This is a genomic window from Luteimonas terricola (assembly GCF_004352845.1).
GTDB lineage: Bacteria > Pseudomonadota > Gammaproteobacteria > Xanthomonadales > Xanthomonadaceae > Luteimonas > Luteimonas terricola.
In genome coordinates, this window is sequence record NZ_SJRX01000001.1 from 262295 (window position 1) to 285264 (window position 22970).

The 22970-nt window shown below is 68.9% G+C and carries 18 protein-coding genes; 9 read left to right on the plus strand and 9 right to left on the minus strand.

Going from position 1 to position 22970, the window contains the following annotated elements; all coding sequences use genetic code 11:
* Window positions 1-188: 188 nt before the first annotated feature.
* Entirely contained in the window at window positions 189-1097 is a 909-nt protein-coding gene (locus E2169_RS01290) for a 5'-nucleotidase (RefSeq protein ID WP_132984813.1), read from the minus strand.
* A gap of 124 nt (window positions 1098-1221) precedes the next feature.
* On the opposite strand from E2169_RS01290, the gene E2169_RS01295 reads away from it, so the two are divergent.
* Window positions 1222-2364: an alpha/beta fold hydrolase gene (locus E2169_RS01295; RefSeq protein WP_165942290.1), complete on the plus strand. Its 1143-nt coding sequence runs from the start codon at window positions 1222-1224 to the stop codon at window positions 2362-2364.
* A gap of 27 nt (window positions 2365-2391) precedes the next feature.
* Here the strand turns inward: E2169_RS01295 and E2169_RS01300 are convergent, their stop codons facing one another.
* The 3 genes from E2169_RS01300 to E2169_RS01310 form a co-directional block, all read right to left on the minus strand.
* A complete protein-coding gene (locus E2169_RS01300; RefSeq protein ID WP_132984815.1) occupies window positions 2392-3177 on the minus strand; it encodes an NAD kinase in 786 nt (261 codons plus the stop codon).
* An 85-nt stretch (window positions 3178-3262) separates the two neighbouring features.
* Window positions 3263-8182, minus strand: coding sequence for an NAD-glutamate dehydrogenase (locus E2169_RS01305; protein ID WP_132984816.1), 4920 nt, complete (start codon window positions 8180-8182; stop codon window positions 3263-3265).
* A gap of 160 nt (window positions 8183-8342) precedes the next feature.
* Window positions 8343-9548 carry an acyl-CoA dehydrogenase family protein gene (locus tag E2169_RS01310; protein ID WP_370465105.1) on the minus strand — a complete coding sequence of 402 codons (1206 nt, stop codon included), beginning with the start codon at window positions 9546-9548 and terminating at the stop codon, window positions 8343-8345.
* A 105-nt stretch (window positions 9549-9653) separates the two neighbouring features.
* Here E2169_RS01310 and E2169_RS01315 point away from each other — a divergent pair, with 105 nt between their 5' ends.
* The 4 genes from E2169_RS01315 to E2169_RS01330 all read left to right on the plus strand — a co-directional run bounded on the left by E2169_RS01315 (window position 9654) and on the right by E2169_RS01330 (window position 15886).
* Complete coding sequence (locus tag E2169_RS01315; protein WP_132984818.1) at window positions 9654-10583, plus strand: ArsR/SmtB family transcription factor; 930 nt, start codon at window positions 9654-9656, stop codon at window positions 10581-10583.
* The gene (locus E2169_RS01320; RefSeq protein ID WP_132984819.1) at window positions 10580-11656 is read left to right on the plus strand and encodes a homocysteine S-methyltransferase family protein; all 1077 of its coding nucleotides are present in this window, start codon (window positions 10580-10582) and stop codon (window positions 11654-11656) included. The genes E2169_RS01315 and E2169_RS01320 overlap by 4 nt, the downstream gene beginning before the upstream one ends.
* A gap of 325 nt (window positions 11657-11981) precedes the next feature.
* Entirely contained in the window at window positions 11982-14687 is a 2706-nt protein-coding gene (gene metH, locus E2169_RS01325) for a methionine synthase (protein ID WP_132984820.1), read from the plus strand.
* A 17-nt stretch (window positions 14688-14704) separates the two neighbouring features.
* Window positions 14705-15886 carry an MFS transporter gene (locus tag E2169_RS01330; RefSeq protein WP_132984821.1) on the plus strand — a complete coding sequence of 394 codons (1182 nt, stop codon included), beginning with the start codon at window positions 14705-14707 and terminating at the stop codon, window positions 15884-15886.
* Between the two features lie 318 nt (window positions 15887-16204).
* Here the strand turns inward: E2169_RS01330 and E2169_RS01335 are convergent, their stop codons facing one another.
* From E2169_RS01335 to bamJ, 5 genes are read right to left on the minus strand one after another with little or no spacing between them, the layout of a single operon-like run.
* A complete protein-coding gene (locus tag E2169_RS01335; protein WP_132984822.1) occupies window positions 16205-16894 on the minus strand; it encodes a DUF2058 domain-containing protein in 690 nt (229 codons plus the stop codon).
* 6 nt (window positions 16895-16900) lie between these two features.
* Window positions 16901-17116: a SlyX family protein gene (locus E2169_RS01340; protein WP_132984823.1), complete on the minus strand. Its 216-nt coding sequence runs from the start codon at window positions 17114-17116 to the stop codon at window positions 16901-16903.
* 2 nt (window positions 17117-17118) lie between these two features.
* Complete coding sequence (locus E2169_RS01345) at window positions 17119-18462, minus strand: UDP-glucose dehydrogenase family protein (RefSeq protein WP_132984824.1); 1344 nt, start codon at window positions 18460-18462, stop codon at window positions 17119-17121.
* Window positions 18463-18466: 4 nt separating this feature from the next.
* Window positions 18467-19228, minus strand: a complete 762-nt coding sequence (locus E2169_RS01350) for an FKBP-type peptidyl-prolyl cis-trans isomerase N-terminal domain-containing protein (protein WP_132984825.1) — start codon at window positions 19226-19228, stop codon at window positions 18467-18469.
* A 36-nt stretch (window positions 19229-19264) separates the two neighbouring features.
* Window positions 19265-20206, minus strand: coding sequence for a BamJ family beta-barrel-assembly machinery protein (gene bamJ, locus E2169_RS01355; RefSeq protein WP_132984826.1), 942 nt, complete (start codon window positions 20204-20206; stop codon window positions 19265-19267).
* A gap of 185 nt (window positions 20207-20391) precedes the next feature.
* On the opposite strand from bamJ, the gene E2169_RS01360 reads away from it, so the two are divergent.
* From E2169_RS01360 to E2169_RS01375, 4 genes are read left to right on the plus strand one after another with little or no spacing between them, the layout of a single operon-like run.
* Window positions 20392-20646 carry a hypothetical protein gene (locus tag E2169_RS01360; RefSeq protein WP_132984827.1) on the plus strand — a complete coding sequence of 85 codons (255 nt, stop codon included), beginning with the start codon at window positions 20392-20394 and terminating at the stop codon, window positions 20644-20646.
* Between the two features lie 3 nt (window positions 20647-20649).
* Complete coding sequence (locus tag E2169_RS01365; protein WP_132984828.1) at window positions 20650-21012, plus strand: GntR family transcriptional regulator; 363 nt, start codon at window positions 20650-20652, stop codon at window positions 21010-21012.
* Window positions 21009-21878 carry an ABC transporter ATP-binding protein gene (locus E2169_RS01370; RefSeq protein ID WP_132984829.1) on the plus strand — a complete coding sequence of 290 codons (870 nt, stop codon included), beginning with the start codon at window positions 21009-21011 and terminating at the stop codon, window positions 21876-21878. Before E2169_RS01365 ends, E2169_RS01370 begins: the two co-directional genes overlap by 4 nt.
* Window positions 21878-22924 (plus strand): hypothetical protein, encoded by a 1047-nt coding sequence (locus tag E2169_RS01375; RefSeq protein ID WP_229659121.1) that lies wholly within the window; start codon window positions 21878-21880, stop codon window positions 22922-22924. The genes E2169_RS01370 and E2169_RS01375 overlap by 1 nt, the downstream gene beginning before the upstream one ends.
* Window positions 22925-22970 lie beyond the last annotated feature (46 nt).

Genomic DNA, 22970 nt, shown 5'->3' on the forward strand with positions numbered 1-22970 from the left:
CGCGGGGAGCCCGGCTGCAGCGGGGCTGCACCCGTGGAATCAAGGCAGAACCAGGCTCGAAGGTACGCGCGGAAGGCAGCTCGAAGCGACTGCAAAGCCAGCGAACGTCATCTATCGGACGTAAATATGCGGCTATTTGCGCGTAACGCCGGCAATACTAACACAGCGACCCGCAGGCCTCCGGCGACTCAGCCGGGATTGGCGACACCGTGCGGGACATGGCCCGTGGCGACATGCTGGCGCGCGCTGTCGATATTGTGCTGCGAGTCGTCGAAGAAGATGTCGGCGCCGAACACGTCGAGGAACGGACCCTTGGCGCGGCCGCCCAGGAACAGGGCCTCGTCCAGGCGCACGCCCCATTCGCGCAGGGTGCGGATCACGCGCTCGTGCGCCGGCGCCGAGCGCGCGGTGACGAGCGCAGTGCGGATGGGCGAGGCCTCCCCGGGCGGATACGCGGCCTGCAGGTGATGCAGGGCGTCAAGGAAGCCGCGGAACGGGCCGCCCGAGAGTGGCTCGTGGGCGCGTTCCCTTTCGTGGCGGTGGAAGGCTTCGATCCCGCCCTCGCGCGACACGCGTTCGCCCTCGTCGCCGAAGATCACCGCGTCGCCGTCGAAAGCGATGCGCAGCTGGTCGTGGCGGTGCGCCGGCGCCTTGGCCGGCAGGATGGTGGCCGCGGCGACGCCGTTCTCCAGCGCCGCGCGCACCGAGTCCGGATTGGCCGACAGGAACAGCTGTGCGCCAAAGGGGCGGATATAGGGCCAGGTCGGCTCGCCCGAGGTGAAGGTGGCGCGCGCGATCGCCAGGCCGTGGTGCTGGATGGAGTTGAAGATGCGCAGCCCGGTGTCGGCGGAGTTGCGCGACAGCAGGATCACCTCCACGCGCGGCGCGTCGGGAGCGGCTCCATCGTTGAGCCCGAGCAGCTTGCGCACCAGCGGGAAGGCGATGCCGGGCTCGAGGATCTCGTCCTCCTTGCTGCGCTGGTGGTCGGCGTAGGCCTCGATGCCATCGCTTTCGAACAGTGCATGGCTGTCCTCCAGGTCGAACAGTGCCCGGGAGGAGATGGCAACGATCAGCGGTGGCAGGACGTCGGATGGCATGCGGCCAGTATGCGTGATGGCCGTCGCAGGGAGCGAGATGTGCGATCCGGGCGTGACCGTTGACACTGCCTGCGGCGCGCCGGCGCTTGCGAAGCTGCCGCCACCACGCGGACAAGGCCCGACCATGCAATCCATCGCCCATACACGGTATCCCGCAGCAGTCCTGCTTGCCCTGCTGCTTGGCTTCGCCACGACGGCATCCGCTGCGCCATCCCCGCCGGCGGATGAGCCCTATGCGGACGCCAAGCGCATCCTCGCCGACCTCCAGCAGGTGGTCACGCCGGATGGCGTGCAAGCCCTGGAACAGGTGCGCCTGGGCGGCATCGACCAGTGGATCTCGGTGCGCGGCGCCGATCGCGACAATCCGATCCTGCTGTACCTGCACGGCGGCCCGGCACAGCCGATGATGCCGGCCAGCTGGACCTTCCAGCGCGCCTGGGAGGATTACTTCACCGTGGTCCAGTGGGACCAGCGCGCCTCCGGCAAGACCCATCTGGCGAACGACCCCGCCGCGGTCGCGGACACGATCCACATCGAGCGCTACGTCGACGACGCGCTCGAACTGATCGCGCTCCTCCGCGAGCGCTTCGGCAAGGACAGGGTGGTGGTGATGGGCCACAGCTGGGGCACGATCATCGGCATGGAAGTGCTGCTGCGGCGCCCGGAATGGCTGCACGTCTACGTCGGCCTGGGCCAGATCATCAGCGTCAAGGAGAACGAGACCCTCGGCTACGACTACGCCCTGCGCCGCGCACGCGCCGAAGACAATCGGGAGGCCGTCGCCGAACTCGAAGCACTGGCGCCCTACCCCGGATCCGAACCGCTGCACCGCGACCGCATCGGCACGCAGCGCAAATGGAGCATCCACTACGGCGGCCTCAGCGGCTACCGCAGCAACGCCGACCAGTATTTCGCCGCGCAGCGGCTGTCGCCGGACTACAGCGAGGCCGACCGCCGCGCGATCCACGAGGGCAGCATGCTGACGCTGGACCGGATCATGGCGGAGTGGAACGCGGTGGATTTCCGCGCCGTGCGCAAGGTCGGCGCACCGGTGGTGATGTTCATGGGACGGCACGATTACACCACGCCCTCGCAGCAGGCTGCCGACTGGGTGGCGCGGGTGGAAGCGCCTGGCAAGGACGCCGTGTGGTTCGAGCACTCGGCGCACCTGGCGCCGCTGGAAGAACCGGGACGGGTGCTGATGGCGCTGGTGGACCGGGTGCGCCCCTTCGCGGTGGCCAAGGGCGACGGCGCGCCCGCACGCTAAGCGTTCCCGGGCAAGCCAGGAGCACGTTCAGGCCTCGAACTGCTCGCTGAGGATGCGTTCCTCGAGGTTGTGCTCGGGATCGAAGAGCAGGGTCACGGTGCGGTCGCGCGATTCCTGGATGGTGACCTCGACCACGTCGCGGACTTCATGCGAATCGGCGGTGGCGCTGACCGGGCGCTTGTACGGATCCAGCACCCGGAAGCGCACCACGGTATCGGCCTTGAGCAGGGCCCCGCGCCAGCGCCGCGGCCGGAAGGCGGCGATCGGGGTCAGGGCGACGACGCTGGAACCCAGCGGCAGGATCGGGCCTTGCGCCGAGTAGTTGTAGGCGGTGCTGCCTGCGGGCGTCGCCAGCATCACGCCGTCGCAGACCAGCTCGTCCAGGCGCACCTGGCCGTTGAGTTCGATCGAGATGTGCGCGGCCTGCCGCGTCTGCCGCAGCAGCGAGACCTCGTTGTAGGCCAGGGAGCCGACGCTGGCGCCGGACTCGGTGGTCACGACCATGTCCAGCGGCCGCAGCACGGCCGGCTCGGCGGCCTCCAGCCGCGCCATCAGGTCGGGCACGGTGCCACCTTCGCGCTGGTCGTGGTTCATCAGGAAGCCGACCGTGCCCAGCTTCAGGCCATACACCGGCTTGCCCAGCGCCGCGTGGCGGTGGAGGGTCTGCAGCATGAAGCCATCGCCGCCGAGCGCGCAGATGATGTCGGCGTCCTCGGGCGCGCACTGGCCGTGGCGCGCGGTGAACTGCGCGAGCGCCGCCTGGGCGTCGGCGGTGGGGCTTGCGAGGAAGGCGATGCGCGGCGACCCGGTCATGCCCCAAGCATACCCGCCCATCCCCGCTTGAAGCGCCCCCTTCCCCCGCAGGCCGGGGGAAGGGGTCCCGGAGGTCGGCCCTGCCTCAGCCCACGCTCGCCAGCTGCGCCAGCCTGCGCACCGCCACCGACGCCGTCGGGTAATCCAGCGTCTTCTGCGCGGCCAGTTCGGCAAGCATGCCGAGCGTGAACTTCAGCGCAGCATCGTCGCGACCGACCCACTGCGCGACCTTGGCGTCGGCATCGCGTCCCGGCATCGACAGCACCTGCCCGACCAGCGCGCGATGCTGGGCGGCAAGCTCGTCGCGCAGCGCTCCGTGGGCGACCGCGTGCCAGCGGCCGTCGACCGCCAGTGCATCGATCTGCTCGACCAGCCAGGGCAGGTTGAGCGCGTCGGCCAGGCGGAAGTGCACGCGTGCGACCTCCGCGGGCTTGCGCTTGCGCTCGCGCGCCAGCTCGATGTTGTCGGCGCAGGCTTCCAGGTACGGCAGCGCCGCCAGCTGGCCGCCAAGCGCGTCGGGCACGCCCTTCTCACGCCAGTCGGCCAGTGACTGCTCATAGGCCGGACGCTGCGCCGCGGTGAGGATGTCGTCCCCCGCGCGGATCGCCTCGAAGCCGTCGTGGTAGCGCGTGACCGCGCTGGTGATGTCGGGCAGCGCACCCGGCCGCGACAGCAGCCAGCGGGTGAAGGAACGCTGCAGCGCCCAGATCACCTGCAGGGCGTCGATCTGCACCGACTCGGCCACCTTGCCGTCCAGGGCGTCGATCTGTGCCCAGAGCGACCGCGCCTCGAGCGTTTCACGGGTGACCGTGAACGCCTTGGCGACCTCGGCCGGCGTGCGTCCGGTGTCTTCCTGCATGCGCAGCAGGAAGGTCGCGCCCATGCGGTTGATGGTGGAGTTGGTGACCGCGGTGGCGATGATCTCGCGCTTCAGGCGGTGCTGCTCCATGGCCTTGGCGTACTTGGCCTGCAGCGGCTGCGGGAAATAGCGCTGCAGCTCGCGCGACAGGTACGGATCTTCCGGGATGTCGGAGTTGAGCAGCTGCTCGAAGGCCACCAGCTTGGAGTACGACAGCAGCACCGCCAGCTCCGGCCGGGTCAGGCCGAGGTTGCGCGCCTTGCGGTCGGCGATCTCGGCGTCACTGGGCAGGAACTCGATCTGGCGGTCGAGCAGGCCCTGCGATTCCAGGGTCCGGATGAAGTGCTGCTTGGAACCCAGCCGCGGCACGCTCATCCGCTCCATCAGGCTCAGCGCCTGGTTCTGGCGGTAGTTGTCGTGCAGCACCAGGCCGGCGACCTCGTCGGTCATCGACTTGAGCAGCGTGTTGCGGTCGGCCAGCTTGAGCTTGCCGGCCTGTACCTGCGCGTTGAGCAGGATCTTGATGTTCACCTCGTGGTCGGAGGTGTCCACGCCGGCGGAGTTGTCGATGAAGTCGGTGTTGAGGATCACGCCGGCCTGGGCCGCTTCGATGCGTCCGCGCTGGGTCATGCCGAGGTTGCCGCCCTCGCCCACCACGCGGCAGCGCAGCTCGCCGCCGTTGACGCGGATCGCGTTGTTGGCGCGGTCGCCGACGTCGGCGTGGGTCTCGCCCGCGCCCTTGACGTAGGTGCCGATGCCGCCGTTCCACAGCAGGTCCACCGGCGCCTTGAGCACCGCCGACATCAACTCGTTGGGACTCATCGCAGCCACGCTGTCGGCAAGCCCGAGCGCCGCGCGCATCTCCGGCGACACCGGGATCGACTTCAGGCTGCGTGCGAACACGCCGCCGCCCTTGCTGATCAGGCTCTTGTCGTAGTCGTCCCAGCTCGAACGCGGGACCTTGAACAGGCGCTGGCGCTCCTTGTACGAGCTCGCCGAATCCGGGTTCGGGTCGACGAAGATGTGGCGATGGTCCATCGCCGCCAGAAGGCGGATGTGCCTGGACAGCAGCATGCCGTTGCCGAACACGTCGCCGGACATGTCGCCGACGCCGACCGCGGTGAAGTCCTGCTTCTGGGTGTCGTGGCCGAGCGCGCGGAAATGGCGCTTGACCGACTCCCAGGCGCCGCGCGCGGTGATGCCCATGCCCTTGTGGTCGTAGCCGACCGAGCCGCCGGACGCGAACGCGTCGTCGAGCCAGTAGCCGTAGTCGCGGGCGATGCCGTTGGCGATGTCGGAGAAGGTCGCGGTGCCCTTGTCGGCGGCGACCACCATGTACGGATCGGGATCATCGTGGCGCACGACGTTGGCCGGCGGCAGCACCTTGCCGTCCACCGTGAGGTTGTCGGTCACGTCGAGCAGGCCGCTGATGAAGCGGCGGTAGCAGGCGATGCCTTCCGCCTGCACGGCGTCGCGGTCGCCGCCCACGGGCGGACGCTTGACGATGAAGCCGCCCTTGGAGCCGACCGGCACAATGACGGTGTTCTTCACCATCTGCGCCTTCACCAGGCCCAGCACCTCGGTGCGGAAATCCTCGCGGCGATCGGACCAGCGCAGGCCGCCGCGCGCCACCGGGCCGAAGCGCAGGTGGGTGCCCTCGACGCGCGGGCCGCAGACGAAGATCTCGCGGTACGGACGCGGCTTGGGCAGGTCGGGCACCGCGGCGGAGTCGAACTTGAAGGCGATGTAGTCCTTCGGCGTGCCTTCGCCGTCGACCTGGTAGTAGTTGGTGCGCAGGGTGGCCACGATCACGCCCACGTAGCCGCGCAGGATGCGGTCCTCGTCCAGGCTCGCGACGCGCTCCAGCATGTCCTTGATCGCGGCGTGCGCGGCGCGCATGCGCGCGTCCCGGGCCTTGTCCGCCGCGGGGTCGAAGCGGGCCTCGAAGAGTTCGACCAGCTGCCGCGCCAGCTGCGGGTAGCGGACTAGGGTTTCCTCGACGTAGCTCTGCGAGAACGGCACGCCGACCTGCAGCAGGTACTTGCAGTAGCCGCGCAGCATCGACACCTGGCGCCAGTCCAGGCCGGCCGCGGCAACCAGCCGGTTGAAGCCGTCGTTCTCGGCGTCGCCGTGCCAGATGCGCGCGAAGGCCTCCTCGAAGCGCGCGGCGTCGGGTTCGGCGCCGCCGACGACCTCGACCTCGAAGTCCTGGATATAGGCCACGCGTGCGGCGGCCTCTGCGGACAACGGGCCCTCGAGCCGGTGCGGATGCTCGGCGATCACGCGCAGGCCCATGTTCTCCATCATCGGCAGCACGTCCGACAGCGGGACGTCATGGCCGGCGCGGTAGAGCTTGAGCCGCAAGGTGCCTTCGCCAGGCTGGTCGAGCGCGGAGCGCCGCAGGCTCAGGCGCAGGTCGTCGGGAGCGGCCAGCGCGTCGAGGTGGGCGACGTCGGCGGCAGCGACGGCCGGGGTGGCGCGCTCGATGTACTGCGCAGGCAGCGCACGGCCCCAGCCCGCGGCCAGCGCAAGGCCGCGGGCCTCGCCGTGGTCGGTGATCAGGGTCTCGCGCAGGTCGTCCTGCCAGTTGCGGACGATCGCGGCCAGCCGCGACTGCAGCGCGGACTCGTCGACGTCGACCGCCTCGCCGGTGCGCGGGCGGACCAGCATGTGCAACTGCGCCAGCGGCGATTCGCCAAGCGCGACATTGGTGTCGACGTGGTCGGCACCCAGGACGTCCTTGAGCATCGCCTCCACGCGCAGGCGGACCACGGTGTCGTAGCGGTCGCGCGGCACATAGGCGAGCACCGAATAGAAGCGGCCGTAGTGGTCGCGGCGCAGGAACAGGCGGCTGCGCACGCGCTCCTGCAGGCCGAGGATGCCGCTGGCCACGCGCTGCAGCTCGCCGCTGGAGGCCTGGAACAGCTCGTCGCGCGGCAGCGTTTCCAGGATGTGCTTGAGCGCCTTGCCGCTGTGGCCGGTGTCGGCCAGGCCGGAAGCGCCCATGACCTGCTCGTAGCGGTCGCTCACGATCGGGATGTCCCAGGGGCGGCGGTTGTAGGCGCTGGAGGTGTACAGGCCGAGGAAACGCTTCTCGGTGATGGCCTTGCCACCCTTGCGGTCGAAGCCGAGCAGGCCGATGTAGTCCATGTAGCCGGGGCGATGGATCGTGGAGCGGGCGTTGGTCTTGGTCAGGATCAAGGGTTCCACCGTGCGCGCGGTGCGCTGCGCGCCGACCGTGCTCAGCAGGCGCGGCTTGCCGACGTCACGGCCACGCAACAGGCCCAGGCCGCTGCCGTCGACGGCCTGGAGGACGTCGTCGCGGCCCTTCTTCACCACCTCGTACTCACGGTAGCCGAAGAAGGTGAAGTGGTTGTCCGCGGCCCAGCGCAGGAAGGCCTGGATCTCCGCGCGTTCCGCGTCGGACACCGGCAGCGGCTGGCCGTCCAGCCCGTCCGCGACCTGCTCCATGCGCGCACGCATCGCGACCCAGTCCTCGACGATCGCGCGCACGTCCTCGAGCACGCCACGCACGGCGGCCTCGATGCGGGCGCAGCCCTCGGGCGACTGGCGATCGATCTCCATGTGGATCAGCGATTCCGGTGCGCCATCACCCACGCGCTTCAGCTTGCCCGCACGGTCGCGCTCGAGCGCCACCACCGGGTGGCCGAGCACGTGCACGCCCACGCCCAGCTCGGCGAGCGCCATGCTCACCGAATCGACCAGGAAGGGCATGTCGTCATTGGCGATCTGCAGCACCGTGTGCTGCGTCTCCCAGCCGTGGGTGGCCAGGGTCGGGTTGAACAGGCGCACGCTGGCCGTGCCGGGCTTGCGCTTGCCGAGGAAGGCGAGGAAATCGGCGGCCAGTGCCGCCCAGCCGTCGGCCTCGTGCAGGGCGATCTCGTCATCGCCCATGCGCTTGTAGAAGGCGTTCGCGAAGGCGGTGGCATCGTCGCCACCGGCCTTGCCGACGCGCTTGCGCATGGCGGCGAGCACGGGATCGAGCAGCTGGCCTGTGCGCGCGTCGGCGCGGCGCTCCACGGTCTTGCCGGCCTTGCCTGTCTTGCCTGTCTTGGCGACCTTGCCGGTCTTGGCGTTCGCGGTGGTGGAGGTGCGGGCCGAAGCCTTCTTGCTTGGGGTACTCATGTCGTCATCCGGATGCAATGAGGCCCGCGCACAGGCACGGGCCAAGGGGTCGTTTCGTCAGGAACCAGAAGTCGCCGTCGCGTCGGCGCCCGGGATCGGGATCGGCACGGGACGCGGGCAGTGGCAGGGTGTCGGCATGGGCTGCACGGTCGTCGATGCGTCAGCGCAGCCCGGTCTCATGCCGGGCGATCACCAGCCTCTGGATCTCGCTGGTGCCTTCGTAGATCTCGGTGATCTTGGCGTCGCGGAAGTAGCGCTCGATCGGCATTTCCCTGGAGTAGCCCATGCCGCCGTGGATCTGCAGCGCCTGGTGGGTGATCCACATCGCAGCCTCGGACGCGGTGAGCTTGGCGATCGCGGCCTCGTTGCTGAAGCGCTTGCCCTGGCCCTTCGTCCACGCCGCGCGCAGCGTCAGCAGCAGGGACGCATCGAGCTTGCACTTCATGTCGGCGATCTTGGCCTGGGTCATCTGGAACGCGCCGATCGGCTGGCCGAAAGCCTTGCGCTCCTTCACGTACTCGATGGTCGCCTCGTAGGCCGCGCGGGCGATGCCGATGGCCTGCGACGCGATGCCGATGCGGCCGGCGTCAAGCACGCCCATGGCGATCTTGAAGCCCTGGCCCTCCTCGCCCAGCACCTCGTCGGCCTTGACGACGTAGTCGTTGAACTCGATCTCGCAGGTGGCCGAGGCGCGGATGCCGAGCTTGGGCTCGGTCTTGCCGCGGCCGAAGCCCTCGCGGTCGCCGTGGACCAGGAACGCGGTGATGCCGCGCGCGCCCTTGTCGGGGTCGGTCATCGCGAACAGCACGAAATACCTGGCCACCGGGCCGGAGGTGATCCAGCTCTTCTTGCCGTTGACCACGTAGCTGCCGTCGGCCTGCTTGACGGCGCGGCAGCGCATGGCGGTGGCGTCGGAACCCGACTGCGGCTCGGTCAGCGCGAAGGCGCCGATCTCTTCGCCCTCGGCGATCGCGCGCACGTACGTCTGCTTCTGCGCTTCGGTGCCGTGGGTCAGGATGCCGTTGCAGAACAGCGAATTGTTGACCGACATGATCGTGGAGTGCGCGGCGTCGGCGGCGGCGATCTCGATCATGGCCAGCACATAGGCCACCGGGTCCATGTCGGCACCGCCGTACTCGGTCGGCACCTCGATCCCCATGAGCCCGTTCGCACCCAGGAGGCGGATGTTCTCGAGGGGGAATTCACCGGTCTGGTCGTGGTGCCCGGCGCTCGGCGCGATCTTCTCCTGCGCGATCCGCCTGGCCACGTCCTGGATCATCAACTGCTCTTCGGTAAAGCTGAAATCCACGCGCTGCTCCTGAGTCGTGCCGCGCACGCGCGCGGCAGCTGTTGGCAAGACCGCCATTCTAGCCTGCCCGTCGCGCGGCTTCGACAGTCGGCACCCGCCGCGCTTGACCCTGCGCGGATCCCGCCGGAGAATGCATCGCTATATCGCGATGGGAAGATATGTATGGACCTCGAAGCCTGGTCGAGCCACCTCAAGGTGCTGGCCGACGCCACCCGGGTGCGACTGCTGGCCCTGCTCGATGGCGAAGAACTGACGGTCGCCGAGCTTTCGGCCATCACCCGCCTCGCCCAGCCGCGCGTCTCCACCCACCTCGCGCGGCTCAAGGAAGCGGGACTGGTGCGCGATCGGCGCGCGGGCGTCTCCGCCTATTACCGATTCGACGAGGACCGCCTCGACCCGGCGCAGCGCGCATTGTGGCAAACGCTGCGCGAAGGCAGCGACGACCCGCTGCTGCGCCAGGACGCCGAGCGCGTGGCCAGCGTGCTGGCGATGCGCGCCGCGGACCAGAACTGGGCCGATTCCGTCGCCGGCGACATGGAGCGCCATTACTCGCCCGGCCGCACCTGGGAGGCGATGGCGCGCTCGGCGCTGCCGTTGCTGGAAACCGGCGACGTGCTCGACATCGCGTCCGGCGACGGCGTGCTGGCCGAGCTGCTGGCCCCGCACGCGAAGCGCTACGTCTGCATCGACACCAGCCCGCGGGTGGTCGCCGCGGCGCAGGAGCGGCTGAAGCGCTACCGCAACGTCGAGGTGAGCGAGGCCGACATGCACGCCCTGCCCTTCGACGAGGCCAGTTTCGACCTGGTGGTGCTGATGCACGCATTGACCTACGCCGGCAAGCCCGCCGCGGCCGTCTCCGAAGCCGCCCGGGTGCTGCGTCCCGGCGGCCGCCTGTTGCTCACCAGCCTGGCGCGCCACGGCCATCGCAGCGCGGTGGAGGCCTTCGGCCACATCAACCTCGGCTTCACCGAAAAAGAGCTGCGCCGCTTCGTCGACAAGGCCGGCCTCGAGCTGCAGTCCTGCGAGACGGTCACGCGCGAGAAGCGGCCGCCGCACTTCGAAGTCGTCTCCCTGATCGCAGGCAAGCCATGAGCACCCTCCCCTGGCTCCATCCCGATCGCGTCGCGCTGCTCGAAGCCGCGCTGGCCACCCGCATCCTCGTCATCGACGGCGCCATGGGCACGATGATCCAGGGCTACCGGCTGGAGGAGGCGGACTACCGCGGCGAACGCTTCGCAGACGGCTTCGACAGCCTGCACCCGGGCGATGGCAGCGGCCACGATCTCAAGGGCAACAACGACCTGCTGAGCCTGAGCCGACCCGACATCATCTCCGCCGTGCACGACGCCTACCTGGACGCAGGCGCCGACCTGGTCGAGACCAATACCTTCAACTCCACCGCGGCCAGCCAGTCCGACTATCGCCTGCCGCACCTGGTGCGCGAGCTCAACTTCGAAAGCGCGCGCCTGGCCCGCGCGCGCTGCGACGCCGCCGAGGCTGCCACGCCGGACAAACCGCGCTTCGTGATCGGCGTGATCGGCCCGACCAGCCGCACCGCCTCGATCAGCCCCGACGTCAACGACCCGGGCTTCCGCAACACCAGCTTCGACGCGCTGCGCGAGGACTACCGCGTGGCGGTGGACGGACTGGTCGACGGCGGCGCCGACGTGCTGATGGTGGAAACCATCTTCGACACCCTCAACGCCAAGGCCGCGCTGTACGCGATCGAAGAGGCCTTCGACGCCCGCGGCGCCCGCGTGCCGGTAATGATCTCCGGCACGATCACCGACGCCTCCGGCCGCACCCTTTCGGGGCAGACCGCCGAAGCCTTCCACATCTCGGTGACGCATTCGCGGCCGCTGTCGATCGGCCTGAACTGCGCGCTGGGCGCCAAGGAGCTGCGGCCCCACGTCGAGACCCTTGCACGCGTGGCCGAGTGCTACGTCAGCGCGCATCCCAACGCCGGCCTGCCCAACGCCTTCGCCGAGTACGACGAGACCCCCGAGGAAACCGCCGCCATCCTGGAAGAGTTCGCCCGTGCGGGACTGCTGAACCTGGTCGGCGGCTGCTGCGGCACCACCCCGGCCCACATCCGCGCCATCGCCGATGCCGTTCGCGGCATCCCCCCGCGCCGGCTGCCGGGCTCGCTGGAGGCTGCGGCGTGAACGGGGCAAGGAGCGTTTTTGCCACGGATTTGCGCGGATGCGCGCGGATTTACGCGGATAGAGCGAACAGCTTTGGCCACGGATTTACGCGGATTTGCGCGGATTGGGCTGAGGCCCTGTCGGCTGCATCTCCGCGGGCCTGCACCAGCTCGTGGACGATCCTCAATTCGTCGAAAAGCCCCTGCAAAGAATCTCCCAAGACCGGCCTCGGCCAGATCCGCGTAAACCCGCGCAAATCCGTGGCTAAAAAAGGCTTTCTTTCTTGCTCCCGTTTCTGCCCTATCCGCGCTTATCCGCGCAAATCCGTGGCAAAAAAGGCTTCCGCATGAACACGCCCCGCTACACCCGCCTGTCGGGCCTTGAGCCGCTGGTGATCACGCCGGAGCTGCTGTTCGTCAACGTCGGCGAGCGCACCAATGTCACCGGCAGTGCGAAGTTCAAGAAGCTGATCAAGGACGACCGCTTCGAGGAGGCGGTCGAGGTCGCGCGGCAGCAGGTCGCGAGCGGTGCGCAGATCCTCGACGTCAACATGGACGAGGGGCTGATCGACTCGGCCAAGGCGATGACCCGCTTCCTGACGCTGATCGCGTCGGAACCCGACATCGCGCGCATACCGGTGATGGTCGATTCCTCGAAGTGGGACGTGATCGAGGCCGGGCTGAAGTGCCTGCAGGGCAAGGGCGTGGTGAACTCGATCTCGCTCAAGGAGGGCGAGGAGCAGTTCATCGAGCAGGCGCGCAAGGTGCTGCGCTACGGCGCCGCGGCCGTGGTCATGGCCTTCGACGAGGACGGACAGGCCGATACGGTCGAGCGCAAGGTGGCGATCTGCACCCGCGCCTACCGCATCCTGGTCGACCAGGTGGGGTTCCCGCCCGAGGACATCATCTTCGACCCCAACATCTTCGCCATCGCCACCGGGCTGGAAGAGCACGACAACTACGCCGTGGACTTCATCGAGGCCACGCGCATCATCCGGCAGACGCTGCCGCACTGCCACGTGTCCGGCGGCGTCTCCAACGTCTCGTTCTCCTTCCGCGGCAACGAGACCGTGCGCCAGGCGATCCATTCGGTGTTCCTGTACCACGCCATCGGTGCGGGCATGGACATGGGCATCGTCAACGCCGGCGCGATGACGATCTACGACGATATCGAGCCCGAGCTGCGCGAGCACGTCGAGGACGTGGTGCTCAACCGCCGCTCCGACGCCACCGAGCGCCTGCTGGCGCTGGCCGAGCGCTACAAGGGCAGCAAGGGGCAGAAGCAGGAAGAAGACCTGTCCTGGCGCGGGAAGGACGTCCGCGCGCGCCTCAGCCACGCCCTCGTGCATGGCATCGACCAGTACGTGGTCGAGGACACTGAAGCGGCCCGGCAGCTGAGCGACCGGCCGCTGGACGTGATCGAAGGCCCGCTGATGGACGGCATGAACGTGGTCGGCGACCTGTTCGGCGCCGGCAAGATGTTCCTGCCGCAGGTGGTGAAGTCGGCGCGGGTGATGAAGAAGGCGGTGGCCTACCTGCTGCCCTATATCGAGGCCGAGAAGCTGCGCACGGGCGATACCGGGAAGAACAACGGCAAGATCGTGATGGCGACCGTCAAGGGCGACGTCCACGACATCGGCAAGAACATCGTCGCGGTGGTGCTTGCCTGCAACAACTTCGAGGTGATCGACCTCGGGGTGATGGTGCCGGCGCAGAAGATCATCGACACCGCAGTGGCCGAGAACGCCGACATCATCGGCGTCTCCGGGCTGATCACGCCCTCGCTCGAGGAAATGGGCCACGTCGCGCGCGAGATGCAGCGCCGGGGCATGACCATCCCGCTGATGATCGGCGGCGCCACGACCTCGCGAGCGCACACCGCGCTGAAGATCGACCCGCACTACAAGTCGCCGACGATCTGGGTGAAGGATGCTTCGCGCGCGGTCGGCGTGGCGCAGTCGCTGGTCTCCGCCGAGCTGCGCCCGCCCTTCGTCGCCGCCAACGAGTCCGACTACGCAGAGATCCGCCAGCGCCACCGCAACCGCGGCGACGCCAAGCGCCTGGTGTCGCTGGCAAAGGCCCGCGGCCAGCGCTTCGACGGCGGCTGGGACGACTACGTCCCGCCGCAGCCGGCGAAGCCCGGCATCACCGTGTTCGACGACTACCCGCTGGCCGAGCTGGTCGACACCATCGACTGGACGCCCTTCTTCCAGGCCTGGGAACTGGCTGGCCGCTACCCCGCGATCCTCACCGACGAAGTCGTCGGTGCCGCCGCCAGCGAGCTCTACCGCGACGCGCGGGAAATGCTCGACACGATCATCAGGGAAAAGTGGCTCACCGCGAAGGCCGTCTTCGGCCTCTGGCCCGCCAACAGCGTCGGCGACGACGTGGAGTTGTATCTGCAAGGCGCCCCCACAAGCGGGGACGGGAGCATCGCCACGGTCCACTTCCTTCGCCAGCAGGTGGACAAGCCGGTCGAGCGCCCGGACTTCTGCCTCGCCGACTTCATCGCGCCGAAGGAGACCGGCCTTCGCGACTGGATGGGCATGTTCGCCGTCACCGCCGGCATCGGCATCGAACCGCACCTGGAGCGCTTCCGCGCCGACCACGACGACTACCGCAGCATCCTGCTCAAGGCGCTGGCCGACCGCCTGGCCGAAGCCCTGGCCGAGCACCTGCACCGCCGCGTCCGCACCGAGTACTGGGGCTACGCGCCCGGCGAATCGCTGGACAACGATGCGCTGATCGCCGAAGCCTACCGCGGCATCCGCCCGGCCCCCGGCTACCCGGCCTGCCCGGACCACAGCCCGAAGGAACAGCTGTTCCGCGTGCTCGACGCCACCGGCAATGCCGGCATGGAGCTCACCCACGGCTTCGCGATGCTGCCGACCGCCGCCGTGTCCGGCTATTACTTCAGCCATCCCGGCAGCAAGTACTTCGTGGTCGGGCGCCTGGGCAAGGAGCAGGTGGCCGATTACGCGAAGCGCCGCGGCGTGCCGCTGGCCGAGGCCGAGCGCTGGCTGGCCTCCAACCTCGACTACGATCCGGAATAGGCACACGGCGACGTCTGATGGTCCAGGGTCCGCATCCCCACGCGGCAGCCGTGCCCATGGTGCGGCTGTCGAGCTTCTATTTCGCCTACTACGCGGCGCTGGGTGCGTTCACGCCGTACTGGGCGCTGTACCTGCAGTCGCGCGGCATGGGCATCACTGCCATCAGCGTGATGATGAGCCTGTGGTACGCCACCCGCGTGGTGGCGCCCACGACCTGGGCGACGCTGGCGTCCGCCTCGCCACGGCCGATCCGGTGGCTGCGCATCGGCAGCGTGCTCACGGTGGCGAGCTTCGCCTGCTTCCTGCCGCAGCAGCCGGAATGGACGCTGTTCGCGGTGATGGTGGCCTTCTGCTTCTTCTACAACGCAGTGATGCCGCAGTTCGAGGCGATCACGCTCGGCCACCTTGGGGCCGACGCCCATCGCTACGGAACGGTCCGGGTCTGGGGCTCGATCGGCTTCATCCTGGTAACGTCGGGCTTCGGATGGCTGATCGAGCACTACGACGCCGCCATCCTGCCCTGGGCGATGCTGCCCCTGTTCGCGCTGATGGCGGTGAGCGCCTTCGCCAACCGCGACGCCGGCCACGTCGGGCCGCGGGGGCCGGCGGGCGCCGGCTTCTGGAAGATCGTGCGCCAGCCGCCGGTGGCGGCGTTCCTGGTGGCGGCGTTCCTGGAACAGCTCTCGTTCGGCCCCTACTACACCTTCTTCTCGGTCTACATGCACGACCTGGGGTACTCGACGTCCATGCTGGGCCTGATGTGGACGGTGGGCGTGGTGTTCGAAGTCGCGGTGTTCTTCACCATCTCCACCGTTTTCCGGCGCTGGGACGCGAGCTGGCTGCTGCTGGTCTCGATGGCCAGCGCCGTGCTGCGCTGGTGGGCCACGGCGCTGTGGCCGGAGAACCTTGCAGTGATGTTGGTCGCGCAGGCCACGCACGCACTCAGCTTCGCGGCCTTCTTCGCGGCGGCCATGCAACTGCTGGCACGGCACTTCCCCGGCCGCCTCAACGGCCACGCCCAGGGCCTGTTCTACGGATTCTCTTCGGGCCTTGGCGGCGTACTCGGCGCCCTGATCGCCGGACAACTCTGGCCCTTCGGAAACGGCCACGTGGCCTTCCTCGCCGCGGGCGCCTTCGCATTGGCCGGCTGCGTGATCGCCTGGATCTGGGTTGTGCCGAGGCGGGGGCGGGCCGGGTAGAGCAAGAGCGATTTTTGCCACGGATTTGCGCGGAAGCGCGCGGATAGAGCGGAATAGCAGAAAAGGCAAAGGCTTTTGGCCACGGATTTGCGCGGATTACGCGGATCAAGCTGAAGCCATTGGAAGTGGGTCTACGAAGCCTGTTGCGGCACGCAGAAGCAGTCCACTAAAAAATCCTCCAAGGCTTGCCTCGGCCAGATCCGCGTAATCCGCGTAAATCCGTGGCAAAGGTTCTTTCCCGATTTTTCTGCTATTCCGCTCTATCCGCGTATATCCGCGCGCATCCGCGCAAATCCGTGGCAAAAACGCTCTTCGCCTTTACCAGATCAGGTCGTCCGGCACCTGGTACTTCGGATCGGCATACGGGTCGTCGGCAGCCGGGGCGTTCGGGTCGACCCTGAGGGCGACGGCCTGCGGGAACACTTTTTCGGCTTCGGCGAGGGCGTCGGCGGTGACCACGAGGTAGCGGCCGTTGAGCTGCACGACGCCGAGCTCGCCGGCGTTGAGGGCGCGCAGCTGCGCTTCGGTCACGTGGACGCGCTTGATCTTGCCGCCGTACTCGAAGTGGCGGACGTGTTCGGCCTCGGCCACGTTCAGGCCCTTGCCCTGCAGCAACGCGGCCAGCTTCGCCTGCGCTTCGCGGCGCTGGCGGGCGGCCTCCTGCTTCTCGCGCTCGGCCTGGATGCGCTCGTCCTTTTCGCGCTGGGCGCGGATGGCGAAGGCCTTGGCAAGGTCGATGTCGCCTTCGGTGCGCGGGCCGCGGCCACGACCGCTTCCAGCCGGAGCGGAGCCGCCCCTGTCGTTCTTCCTGCCTTGGGGGTCACACGGTCCCGCGCCCTTGCCCGGCCCGTGGTCGTTGCGCGCACTCTTGCCGGCGCCGCGGTCATTGCGCGCGCCCTTGCCGCCTGCCGGCGGTCCGTCCTTGCGGCGCGGCCCCCTGGGCCGCTCCGCAACAGGGGCCGGCTTGAAGCCCAGGCCCAGCAGCTGGTCTTTGAGTGAGTCGCTCATCGTCGTTCAGTAGTGCGGCGGGGGCGGCTCATCGGCCGGGTTTCCGGTCGGGCCGGGGCGATCGGCACGCAGTTCCTCGAGTGCGCGGCGCAGCAGGACGTCGTTGCGCGACAGTTCCATGCGGGCTTCGGCCAGGGCGTCGTTGAGCTCGGCCAGGGCCTGCTCCTGGAACGCCAGCCGCGTTTCCAGCTCCACCACGCGCGCTTCAAGCCCGGACGCCATGCTCAGGGCACCCGCACCGAGCGTCCGCGGCCGATGCCGTAATAGGCCAGGCCGGCGTCCTCGGCGTCTTCGGGACGGTAGATGTTGCGACCGTCGAAGACCACCGCGTCGGCCAGCTGCGCGCGGAGCTGCGCGAGGTCGGCGCTGCGGAACTGCTTCCACTCCGTGACCACCACCAGCGCGTCGGCCCCGTCGAGAGCTTCGTTCGCCGAGCCGCAGAAGACCAGATCCTCGCGCTCGCCGAAGACCCGCCGCGCCTCCTCGGTCGCCTCGGGGTCGTAGGCGCGCACGCGGGCGCCGGACTCCCACAGCTGCGCCAGCAGGCGCCGGCTCGAGGCCTCGCGCATGTCGTCGGTGTCGGGCTTGAACGCCAGGCCCCAGACAGCGAAGGTCTTGCCGGCGATGCCGCCATCGCCGTAGTGGCGCTGGATCAGGGCGTGCAGGTGTCCCTTCTGGCGTTCGTTCACCGCTTCCACCGCGTGGAGCAGCAGCGGCTGGTGGCCATGCTGCTGCGCCGTGCGTGCCAGCGCCTGGACGTCCTTCGGCAAGCAGGAGCCGCCGTAGCCTGCACCGGGATAGATGAAGTGCCAGCCGATGCGCGGGTCCGAGCCGATGCCCTTGCGCACCATCTCCACGTCGGCGCCCATGCGTTCGGCGATGTTCGAGATCTCGTTCATGAAGCTGATCTTGGTCGCGAGCATGGCGTTGGCTGCGTACTTGGTCAGCTCCGCCGAACGCACGTCCATGATCACGAAGCGGTCGTGGTTGCGGTTGAACGGCGCGTACAGGCGCTTGAGCTTGTCCGCCGCGGCGGCGCTGTCGACGCCGAGCACGATGCGGTCGGGACGCATGCAGTCTTCCACCGCCGCGCCCTCCTTCAGGAACTCGGGGTTGGACACCACGTCGAAGGCGATGTCGACGCCACGCCCGGCCAGGACCGAGGAAATGGCCTCGCTCACGCGGCCGGCCGTGCCGACCGGCACCGTCGACTTGTCGACCACGATCGCCGGACGCTCCATGTGCTCGCCGATGGTGCGCGCCACCTCCAGCACGTACTGGAGGTCGGCACTGCCGTCCTCGTCGGGCGGCGTGCCCACGGCGATGAACACCACTTCACCGTGCGCGACGGCGTGCGCCCCGTCGGTGGTGAACTCCAGCCGGCCGGCGGCGTGGTTGGCCTTCACCATCGGCTCCAGGCCCGGCTCGTAGATCGGGATCACGCCCTGCCGGAGGCGCTCGATCTTGCCGGCATCGACGTCAACGCAGACCACGTCGTGCCCGACCTCGGCCAGGCAGGTGCCGGTGACCAGGCCGACGTATCCAGTTCCGAAGATGCTGACGCGCATGCCCTTACTCCGCCGCCGGGTCCACGATGTCGAGCAGCTCGACCTCGAACACCAGGGCGCTGCCCGGCGCGATCGGGCCGCCCGGCGTACCCATGTCGCCGTAACCCAGTGCGCTCGGCAGCCACAGCATGTACTTGCTGCCCACCGGCATCAGCTGCAGGCCTTCCTGCCAGCCGGGGACAACGCTCGACAGCGTGAACACCGCCGGCTCGCCGCGCTCGTAGGAGCTGTCGAACACCGTGCCGTCGGCCAGGGAGCCCCGGTAGTGGACGCTCACGCGGCTGTCGGGCCCGGGCTTCGCGCCCGCGCCTTCCTGGAGCACCTTGTACTGCAGGCCGGAGGCGGTGACCTGCACGCCCTCCTGCTTCGCATTCTCCGCGAGGAAGGCCTCGCCGGCCTCACGATTGCCGGCGGACATCTTGGCCTGCATGCGCTGGCCGAAAGCCTCGAAGGCCTCCCGCGCCTGCGCCTCGTCCATCAGCGGCGCGCCGCCGTCCAGGGTGGTGCGCATGCCCTTGACCAGGGCGTCGACGTCGATCTCGTCCTTGATTTCCTCGAGCGTGCCGCCGATCTGCAGGCCGATGGCGTAGCCGGCCTGCTGTTCGACGGTGGGCAGCCCCGCGATGTCCAGCGCGCCGGCGCTAGCGTCGGCGGCATCTGCGGCGGGCTTGGCGGCGTCGGGATCGATCTTCTTGCAGGCGCCCAGGGCGACGAGGAGCGAGGCGGCCAGCAGGCTGGTCGCAAGGGTGCGGACGGCGGTATTCATCGGTGTACCTCGAAAAAGGGGGGCGGACAGCGGCGATCAGCGCAGCTGCAGGAGTTCGACGTCGAAGACCAGGGTGGAGTTCGGCGGGATGCCGCCAGGCGAGCCATTGCGTCCGTAGGCGAGCTCGGACGGGATCCAGAAGCGGTACTTCGCGCCCACCGGCATCAGCTGCAGGCCTTCGGTCCAGCCGGCGATCACCTGCCCCAGGCCGAAGGTCGCGGGGTCGTTGCGCTCGTAGGAACTGTCGAACACGGTGCCGTCGAGCAGCGTGCCCTCATAGTGGACGCGGACCTGCGTGTCCGCGGTCGGCCGCGGCCCCGAGCCCTGGCGCAGCACCATGTACTGCAGGCCCGAACCCGTGGTCACGACGCCCTTGGCGGTGCGGTTCGTGGCCAGGAAGGCGGCCCCGGCCGTGGCGTTGGCCTGCGCGGCGGCCTCGCTCTCGGCACGCGCGCGCTCCTGGATGCGCTTGCTCAAGGCCTCGCGCACCGCGAGCAGCTCCGCCTCGCCCAGCAGCGGCGTGCTGCCATCGAGCACGGTGGCGACGCCGCGCCCGAACACGGCCAGGTCGAGTTCGTCCTTGACCGGGGCCAGCGAACGGCCCACGTCGGCACCCACCAGCAGGCCGACCTTGCCGGCGTCGACCGCAGGAGGCTGGCTGCCCGGCGCCATGCCCGGGATCTGCTGGCCGCCGCGGACGGCCACCCGCTGCATCAGCGCGGGGGCGATCGCCTCCGCCTCTTCTTCCGTGACCAGGGGCTCGCCGCCCTCCAGGGCGTGGCCCACGGCGCGCAGGAAGCTCTCGCGGTCGATGTCCGGGCCGACCGCCTGGATCGAGTTCCCGACGTCCATTCCGATCATGTAGCTGTTCTTTTCGCGCTCGGTGGACGGCACGGCGTTCTCCTGTGCAGATGCGGGAGCCAGCGACAGGGCCGCGGCGAATGACAGCGCGACCAGGCCGCGCAGCAAGGGTTTCATCGGGGGATGCTCCTGGAATCCGGCCGCGTTCCGCGCGGCGTCGAAGGGCCTATTGTCGCGGCACCGGCCGCCTCCGGCAATCGTGGCGCACCCCTGCCATCAGTTGGGGACGGACCGGCTTGACGGGGTGTGTGGTGGTGTTATAGTTGCATACAACACCAGTCACCCCCGGCAGGACCCACGCCATGGACCGCAAGCTCAACCACAGCCTGATCGCGCTCTCCGCCACCGGCCTGTTGCTGGCCGCCGCGCTGCTGGCCGGAACCCCGCTCAGCCAGGGCGGACCGTCCGGAGCAAACGTCATGGACGCCGCCGACGCCACCGTCCACGACGACACCGAGGCCGCCCGCCGCGACGGCCGCAGCGCCAGGAGCGGGCGCCGGGGACTGGCCCTGCCCTACTTCTCGTTCGCGCACGGCATGCGCCGTATCGGAGGCTGAGCCATGTCCGGCATCCAGTGGAGCGACAGCGCTCCCATCTACCGCCAGCTGAAGGAGCGCGTCATCGCGATGATGCTCGATGGCCAGCTCAAGCCCGGCGATGCCCTGCCCTCGGTGCGCCAGGTCGCCGCGGAGTACCAGCTCAACCCGATCACGGTGTCGCGCGCCTACCAGGAGCTGGCCGACGAGGCGCTCGTCGAAAAACGCAGGGGACTCGGCATGTTCGTGACCGAAGAAGCATCGAAGAAGCTGCTCGGCAACGAGCGCGACCGCTTCCTGACCGAGGAATGGCCGCTGGTGCTTGAACGCATCCGGCTGCTGGGCCTCACGCCCGAGGAATTGCTGCGCGAAGGAGACGCCGCATGAACACGCAAGACACCGCCGTCATCGATGCACGCGGACTGCACAAGGTCTACAGGAACTCCCGTGCCCTCGACGGGGCCACGTTCCGCGTCGAGCGCGGCCGCATCGTCGGCCTGGTCGGCCCCAACGGCGCCGGCAAGACCACCGCGCTCAAGGCCATCCTCGGACTGATCCCCTTCCAGGGCGACCTGTCCGTGATGGGCCGCGATCCGCGCAGCGAACGCAACCTGCTGATGAACGATGTCTGCTTCATCGCCGACGTCGCCGTGCTGCCGCGCTGGATGCGGGTCCGCGAGGCGATCGACTTCGTCGAGGGCGTGCACCCGCGCTTCGACCGCGCGCGCTGCGAGCGCTTCCTGGCCAACACCAAGCTCACCCCGAAAATGCGGGTGCGCGAGATGTCCAAGGGCATGATCGTGCAGCTGCACCTGGCCCTGGTGATGGCCATCGACGCCCGCCTGCTGGTGCTCGACGAGCCCACGCTGGGCCTGGACGTCCTCTACCGCAAGGAGTTCTACCAGCGCCTGCTCGAGGACTACTTCGACGAGGAGAAGACGATCCTCATCACCACCCACCAGGTCGAGGAGGTCGAGCACATCCTCACCGACGCACTGTTCATCCGCGACGGCCGGATCGTGCTCGACGCGCCGATGGACGAGCTCGCCGCACGCTTCACCGAGGTGCTGGTCGATGCCGGCCAGGCCGAAGCCGCGCGCGCCCTGTCGCCGATCGACGAGCGCAGCCTGCCGTTCGGCAAGACCGTGATGCTGTTCGACGGTGCCGAGCGCAGCACCCTGGCCGCCTTCGGCGAAACCCGCACGCCGGGGCTCGCCGACCTCTTCGTCGCCACCATGAAGGGAACCTACTGATGAACGCGACAGCCGACACCCTGCCGGTCGCCAAGGCCCCGGCGCACAGGACCCACCGCTTCGCACTGCTGCTCAGGCGCGAATACTGGGAGCACAGGGGAGGCTTCTTCTGGGCGCCCCTGATCGCCGGCGCGATTTCGCTGCTGCTGACCGTGGTGTTCTTCGTCATCGCCATGGTCGGGATGCGCAACGCCGACGGCGACGCGAAGTTCTACCTCGACGACGGCAGCACTATGTCCATCAACGGCCTCGACCTGGGGGTACTGGCCGCGCAGCTGGACGCGGAGGACAAGGCCCAGCTCGCCACCGGCATCGACATGACCATGCTGCTGTCCTCGGCCTGGCCGTTCATCGTCATGGTGTTCGTGATGTTCTTCTACTGCCTGGGCGCGCTGTACGACGAGCGCAAGGACCGCAGCGTGCTGTTCTGGAAATCGCTGCCCGTGTCCGACGGCGAAACCGTGCTGTCGAAGATCGTCGCCGCCACGGTCGCCATCCCCCTGCTCGCGACGCTCATCGCCATCGCCACGATGCTGGTGTTCCTGGTGCTGCTCAGCGCAGTGGTCATGTACCACGGCGGCAACCCCCTGGAGCTCATCTGGGGCCCCGGCCATGCGCTGACCATCGCGCTCTCCCTGCTGGCGGCCATCCCGGTGTACGCGATCTGGGCGCTGCCGACCGTTGGCTGGCTGATGCTGTGCTCGGCCTGGGCGCGCAGCGTGCCCTTCCTGTGGGCGGTGCTGGTCCCGCTCCTTTCCGGGGTGTTCGTGACCATGTTCAGCGTGATGCGGCTGTTCAACCTCGACGCCGACTGGTTCTGGAGCAACATCGTGGCGCGGATGCTGCTGGGCGTGGTCCCGCTGACGCCCTACGACCTGGCCCGCATGGACGGCGCCCAGCTCGAGAGCGCGGGCCTCGTCCACCTGATCGAGCCCGCCGCGGTCTACGGCAACCTGCTGCAGCCCGCCACCTGGATCGGTGCCGCGGCCGGCGTGGCCATGCTGCTGGTCGCCATCCGCCTGCGCCGCTGGCGCGACGAGGGCTGAGGCCCGGTCCGCACCGATACACGACAGACACGACAGACCCGAACAC

What these genes read in the sequence shown, in the direction of transcription:
- E2169_RS01345 (WP_132984824.1), bottom strand. Translation starts at nt 18,462, where the DNA reads ATGCGCGTCAGCATCTTCGGAACTGGATACGTCGGCCTGGTCACCGGC.
- E2169_RS01305 (WP_132984816.1), bottom strand. Translation starts at nt 8,182, where the DNA reads ATGAGTACCCCAAGCAAGAAGGCTTCGGCCCGCACCTCCACCACCGCG.
- E2169_RS01375 (WP_229659121.1), top strand. Translation starts at nt 21,878, where the DNA reads ATGAACGCGACAGCCGACACCCTGCCGGTCGCCAAGGCCCCGGCGCAC.
- metH (WP_132984820.1), top strand. Translation starts at nt 11,982, where the DNA reads ATGAACACGCCCCGCTACACCCGCCTGTCGGGCCTTGAGCCGCTGGTG.
- E2169_RS01300 (WP_132984815.1), bottom strand. Translation starts at nt 3,177, where the DNA reads ATGACCGGGTCGCCGCGCATCGCCTTCCTCGCAAGCCCCACCGCCGAC.
- E2169_RS01310 (WP_370465105.1), bottom strand. Translation starts at nt 9,548, where the DNA reads ATGGCGGTCTTGCCAACAGCTGCCGCGCGCGTGCGCGGCACGACTCAG.
- E2169_RS01335 (WP_132984822.1), bottom strand. Translation starts at nt 16,894, where the DNA reads ATGAGCGACTCACTCAAAGACCAGCTGCTGGGCCTGGGCTTCAAGCCG.
- E2169_RS01340 (WP_132984823.1), bottom strand. Translation starts at nt 17,116, where the DNA reads ATGGCGTCCGGGCTTGAAGCGCGCGTGGTGGAGCTGGAAACGCGGCTG.
- E2169_RS01360 (WP_132984827.1), top strand. Translation starts at nt 20,392, where the DNA reads ATGGACCGCAAGCTCAACCACAGCCTGATCGCGCTCTCCGCCACCGGC.
- bamJ (WP_132984826.1), bottom strand. Translation starts at nt 20,206, where the DNA reads ATGAAACCCTTGCTGCGCGGCCTGGTCGCGCTGTCATTCGCCGCGGCC.
- E2169_RS01315 (WP_132984818.1), top strand. Translation starts at nt 9,654, where the DNA reads ATGGACCTCGAAGCCTGGTCGAGCCACCTCAAGGTGCTGGCCGACGCC.
- E2169_RS01320 (WP_132984819.1), top strand. Translation starts at nt 10,580, where the DNA reads ATGAGCACCCTCCCCTGGCTCCATCCCGATCGCGTCGCGCTGCTCGAA.
- E2169_RS01350 (WP_132984825.1), bottom strand. Translation starts at nt 19,228, where the DNA reads ATGAATACCGCCGTCCGCACCCTTGCGACCAGCCTGCTGGCCGCCTCG.
- E2169_RS01330 (WP_132984821.1), top strand. Translation starts at nt 14,705, where the DNA reads ATGGTCCAGGGTCCGCATCCCCACGCGGCAGCCGTGCCCATGGTGCGG.
- E2169_RS01290 (WP_132984813.1), bottom strand. Translation starts at nt 1,097, where the DNA reads ATGCCATCCGACGTCCTGCCACCGCTGATCGTTGCCATCTCCTCCCGG.
- E2169_RS01370 (WP_132984829.1), top strand. Translation starts at nt 21,009, where the DNA reads ATGAACACGCAAGACACCGCCGTCATCGATGCACGCGGACTGCACAAG.
- E2169_RS01295 (WP_165942290.1), top strand. Translation starts at nt 1,222, where the DNA reads ATGCAATCCATCGCCCATACACGGTATCCCGCAGCAGTCCTGCTTGCC.
- E2169_RS01365 (WP_132984828.1), top strand. Translation starts at nt 20,650, where the DNA reads ATGTCCGGCATCCAGTGGAGCGACAGCGCTCCCATCTACCGCCAGCTG.